Here is a 4790-nt window from a genome sequence, read left to right as displayed (position 1 = left end):
CTGTTTTGTGCTGCCGCAAGTCACCTTTCGCCGTCCGTTTTTCTGACGTCCGACGCCCGATGACTGACGACCTTTTCTTACCCTGCGCTGTTCAGTTTTCAAGGATCGCGTCTTTTATTTTTCCGCCGCTTGCCGGCGGCAATGATTATAATATCATTTCCGGTATACATCGTCAAGTACTTTTTTAAAAAACAGATTCTGACAACCATGTTATCGGCTGTCAGAATCCGCTCATTACTCCTCGGCGGCTACGCGGGCCATGGAAACCAGGCTGTCGCCCTCGCTCAGCTTCATGATGGTCACGCCCTGGGCGGCCCGGCCCACGCGGGAAATTTCCCCGGCCGGGGTGCGCATGACAATGCCCTCCCGGGTGATCAGCATAATTTCTTCATCTTCCTTGACCATGAGCAGGGACACCACCTCGCCGTTGCGGGCCGTGGTTTTGACCAGGATGATGCCCATGCCGCCCCGGCTCTGAGTACGGAAGTCCTCCAGGGGGGTACGCTTGCCGTAGCCGTTTTCGGTCACCACCAGCACATCGGCGTCGGGCCGCACCACGTCCATGGCCACTACCCGGTCGCCCGGGCGCAGCCTGATGCCCCTTACTCCCCGGGCGGTGCGGCCATGGGGCGCCACTTCGCTTTCGGCAAAGCGTAAGGCGTAGCCCAGGCGGGTGGCCAGCATGAGCTCCTGCCGCCCGTCAGTCTGCTTGACCTCTACCAGGCTGTCGCCCTGGTCCAGGTTGATGGCGATGATACCGTCCCGGCGTGAGGTATCGAACTGGCTGAGTTCGGTCTTTTTGATCACGCCGCTCTCGGTGACCATCACCAGGTAGCTGTCGGCGTTAAACTCCTTGATGGCAAAGGCCGCGGTCACCCTTTCCTCGGGTTCGATATAGAGCAGGTTGACCAGGTGTGTGCCTTTGGCCGCACGGCCGGCTTCGGGTACCTCGTGCACTTTCAGGCGGTACACCTTGCCCCGGTTGGTGAAAATGAGCAGGAAGTGATGGGTGCTGGTGATGAACAGGTGCCGCACATAGTCTTCTTCCTTGGTGCCCATGGCGGTAATGCCCCGGCCGCCCCGGCGCTGGCTGCGGTAGGTGTCCAGGGCGATGCGCTTGATGTAGCCCTGGTTGGTGATGGTGATGACCATGTCTTCTTCCTGGATCAGATCTTCGGCCGCGATGTCGGTGTCTTCTTCCTGGGAAATCACGGTGCGGCGCGGGTCGGCAAATTTGGCCTTGAGTTCGCGCAGCTCATCCTTGATGATTTTCAAGAGCAGGTTGATGTCCCCCAGGATGGAACGGTAATAGGCGATTTTTTTCTGCAATTCCTCGTACTCGCCCACCAGCTTTTCCCTTTCCAGGCCGGTCAGGCTACGCAGACGCATTTCCACAATGGCCTCGGCCTGCCGCTCGCTTAAAGCGAAACGGGCAATCAGCGATTTGCGGGCTGCTTCCACGGTGCGGGAGGAACGGATAATGCTGATCACTTCGTCAATGTGATCCAAAGCGGTGAGCAAACCTTCAATGATATGGGCCCGTTCTTCGGCTTTGCGCAGGTCGTAGCGGGTGCGCCGAGTGACCACGTCTTTCTGGTGCTCCAGGTAGTGCTGCAGCATTTCCTTTAAGTTGAGCACCATGGGCTGACCTTTCACCAGGGCCAGCATGATTACGCCGAAGCTGTCCTGCAGCTGGGTGTGCTTGTAGAGGTGGTTTAAGACCACCTGGGGATTGGTATCCCGCCGCAGCTCGATGACCACGCGCATGCCCCGCCGGTCAGATTCGTCCCTCAGGTCGGTGATGCCGTCAATTTTCTTTTCCTTGACCAGTTCGGCAATCTTCTCCACCAGCCGGGCTTTGTTGACCATGTAGGGCAGCTCGGTGACGATGATGGCGCTCTTGCCCCCGTGGATCTTTTCAATGGTGGTGCGGGCCCGCACTTTGATGGAACCCCGGCCGGTAGCATAGGCCTGGCGAATACCCGAGCGGCCCATGATCTGGGCACCGGTGGGAAAGTCCGGCCCTTTGATCAGCTTGAGCAAATCATCGATCTGGCAGTCCGGATGATCGATCAAATAAATCACGCCGTCGATCACTTCGCCCAGGTTGTGGGGCGGTATGTTGGTGGCCATGCCCACGGCAATGCCCGCCGAGCCGTTGACCAGCAGGTTGGGAATGCGGGAGGGCAGGACGGTGGGCTCCTGGTCGCTATTATCGTAGTTGGGGATGAAGTCCACGGTTTCTTTTTCGATATCGGCCAGCATGGCCCCGGTAATTTTGGCCATTCTGGCCTCAGTGTAACGCATGGCCGCCGGAGCATCGCCGTCCACCGAGCCGAAGTTGCCATGGCCGTCCACCAGCGGATAGCGGCTGGCAAAATCCTGGGCCATGCGCACCAGGGCTTCGTAGACCGCCACGTCGCCGTGGGGGTGGAATTTGGCCAGCACGCCGCCCACAATGTGCGAACACTTGCGGTGGGGTTTGTCCGGGGTGAGGCCCAGCTGGTGCATGGCGTAGAGGATGCGCCGGTGCACGGGCTTGAGGCCGTCGCGCACGTCGGGCAGGGCCCGGCCCACAATGACGCTCATGGCGTAATCCAGGTAGGAATTTTTCATTTCGTCTTTGATGTCAATGGGAATGACTTTGCCAAAGAGAGAAGGCAATATCGATCACCTCAAATGCGGGATAGCGCGCCTTTTAAGGCCGGCGGCACCGGGTTACACATCCAGATTGCGCACGGCGTGGGCGTTTTCCTGGATGAACAGCCGGCGGGGTTCCACTTTGTCGCCCATGAGCATGGAGAAAATGGCGTCGGCCTCGATGGCGTCCTCCAGGGTCACCTGCAAAATGGTGCGCACATCGGGATCCATGGTGGTCTCCCAGAGCTGCTCGGCGTTCATTTCACCCAGACCTTTGTACCGCTGGATGGTGACGCCCTCCCGGCCGATGCGCTGTAGGTAGCGCTCCAGCTCCTGGTCGTTGTACACATAGGTCTCGCTCTTGCCTTTTTTCACCTTGTACAGGGGCGGCTGGGCGATGAAGACATAGCCGTTTTCAATCAGGGGCCGCATGTAGCGGTAGAAAAAGGTGAGCAGCAGAGTGCGGATGTGGGCCCCGTCCACGTCGGCATCGGTCATAATGATGATTTTATGATAGCGGGCTTTGGTGATGTCGAAGTCGTCACCAATCCCGGTGCCCAGGGCGGTAATCAGCGCCCGGATTTCTTCATTGGCCAGAATTTTGTCCAGGCGGGATTTTTCTACGTTGAGAATTTTGCCCCGCAGGGGCAGGATGGCCTGAAAGCGCCGGTCCCGCCCGCCCTTGGCCGAACCGCCGGCCGAGTCGCCCTCCACCAGGTAGAGCTCGCACAGCGCTGGATCGCGCTCGGAACAGTCGGCCAGTTTGCCCGGCAGGGTAGTGTTTTCCAGGGCGCTTTTGCGCCGGGTGAGCTCGCGGGCCTTGCGGGCCGCTTCGCGGGCCCGGGCGGCGGTGAGGGCTTTTTCCAGTATTTTACGGGCCACCCCCGGATTTTCTTCCAGAAAGCTGTCCAGCCCGTCGGAAACAATGGTATCAACAATGCCGCGCACTTCGCTGTTGCCCAGCTTGGTCTTGGTCTGGCCTTCAAACTGGGGCTCGGGCACTTTGACGCTGAGTACGGCAGTAATACCCTCGCGGATGTCCTCCCCGCCCAGCACGGTACCGTTTTTTAAAAGACCGGTGCGGCGGCCGTAGTCATTGATCACCCGGGTGAGCGAGGTCTTAAAGCCGGCTTCGTGGGTGCCGCCATCAATGGTGTGGATGTTGTTCACATAAGAAAAGATGTTTTCTACATAGCCCAGGGTGTACTGCAGGGCCACTTCCACCTGCACGCCTTCTCTTTCGCCGGCTATGTAAACGGGCGTGTTGTGCAGCACATCCTTGTTTTTGTTGACATGCTTGATAAAATCTTTAATCCCGCCGCTGTGCTGGAAGGTGACGGCCTGGCCGGTGCGCTCGTCGCTTAAAGAAATCTTGACGCCCTTGTTTAAAAAAGCCAGTTCGCGCAGGCGCTGCAGCAAAGTGTCAAAATTAAAACTGGTTTCTTCAAAAATCAGGGGATCGGGCTGAAAGGTCACCCGGGTGCCCGTGCTCTTGCTTTTACCCGTTACCGTCAGCGGCGACACCGGCTTGCCCCGCTCATACTGCTGCCGGTAGACCTGGCCCTCGCGGCGCACTTCCACCACCAGCCACTGGGAGAGGGCGTTGACCACCGACACGCCCACGCCGTGCAGGCCGCCGGAAACCTTGTACCCGCCGCCGCCGAACTTGCCCCCGGCGTGCAGCATGGTCAGCACGGTTTCCACCGCCGAAAGGCCGGTCTTGGGGTGGATGTCCACGGGAATACCCCGCCCGTTGTCATTCACCGTAACGCTGTTATCGGCGTGAATGGTCACTTCAATATTGTCGCAAAAACCGGCCATAGCCTCGTCAATGCTGTTGTCCACCACCTCGTAGACCAGGTGGTGCAGACCGCGGGGGCCGGTGCTGCCGATATACATGCCGGGGCGGCGGCGCACCGCCTCCAGCCCTTCCAGTACCTGTATTTCATCCGCACTGTATCTGGTGCTGCTGTCTTCCAGCAAGGTGGCAAACCTCCGATACGTTAGCTTTTTCCGCTCTACAGGGACTATCTTGGTTTGGGTTGGTCCATGTCCTGGTTCATAAAACCTAACAATTCTTAACACATCGTGTCAATCATTATTAAGCGGCCTCCCCATGACCAGGCTTTCGCTCCTTTCCGGATTGGATT

Annotated in this window: 3 protein-coding genes; 1 reads left to right on the top strand and 2 read right to left on the bottom strand. The window is 58.7% G+C overall.

Annotated elements, in window-relative coordinates:
• The coding region (locus tag ACUVTU_RS13095) for a hypothetical protein (RefSeq protein ID WP_445890399.1) at positions 1 to 188 on the top strand (188 nt) is incomplete at its 5' end.
• A gap of 46 nt (positions 189 to 234) precedes the next feature.
• Here the strand turns inward: ACUVTU_RS13095 and gyrA are convergent.
• Both gyrA and gyrB read right to left on the bottom strand, forming a co-directional pair.
• The gene (gene gyrA, locus ACUVTU_RS13090) at positions 235 to 2664 is read right to left on the bottom strand and encodes a DNA gyrase subunit A (protein ID WP_445890398.1); all 2430 of its coding nucleotides are present in this window, start codon (positions 2662 to 2664) and stop codon (positions 235 to 237) included.
• Positions 2665 to 2718: 54 nt separating this feature from the next.
• Complete coding sequence (gene gyrB / locus ACUVTU_RS13085) at positions 2719 to 4623, bottom strand: DNA topoisomerase (ATP-hydrolyzing) subunit B (protein ID WP_445890397.1); 1905 nt, start codon at positions 4621 to 4623, stop codon at positions 2719 to 2721.
• Positions 4624 to 4790 lie beyond the last annotated feature (167 nt).

The sequence above is a fragment of the Desulfurispora sp. genome, assembly GCF_052744395.1.
The sequence above is the reverse complement of the archived record's forward strand: the minus strand, read 5'-3'. Positions and strand labels throughout refer to the sequence as shown.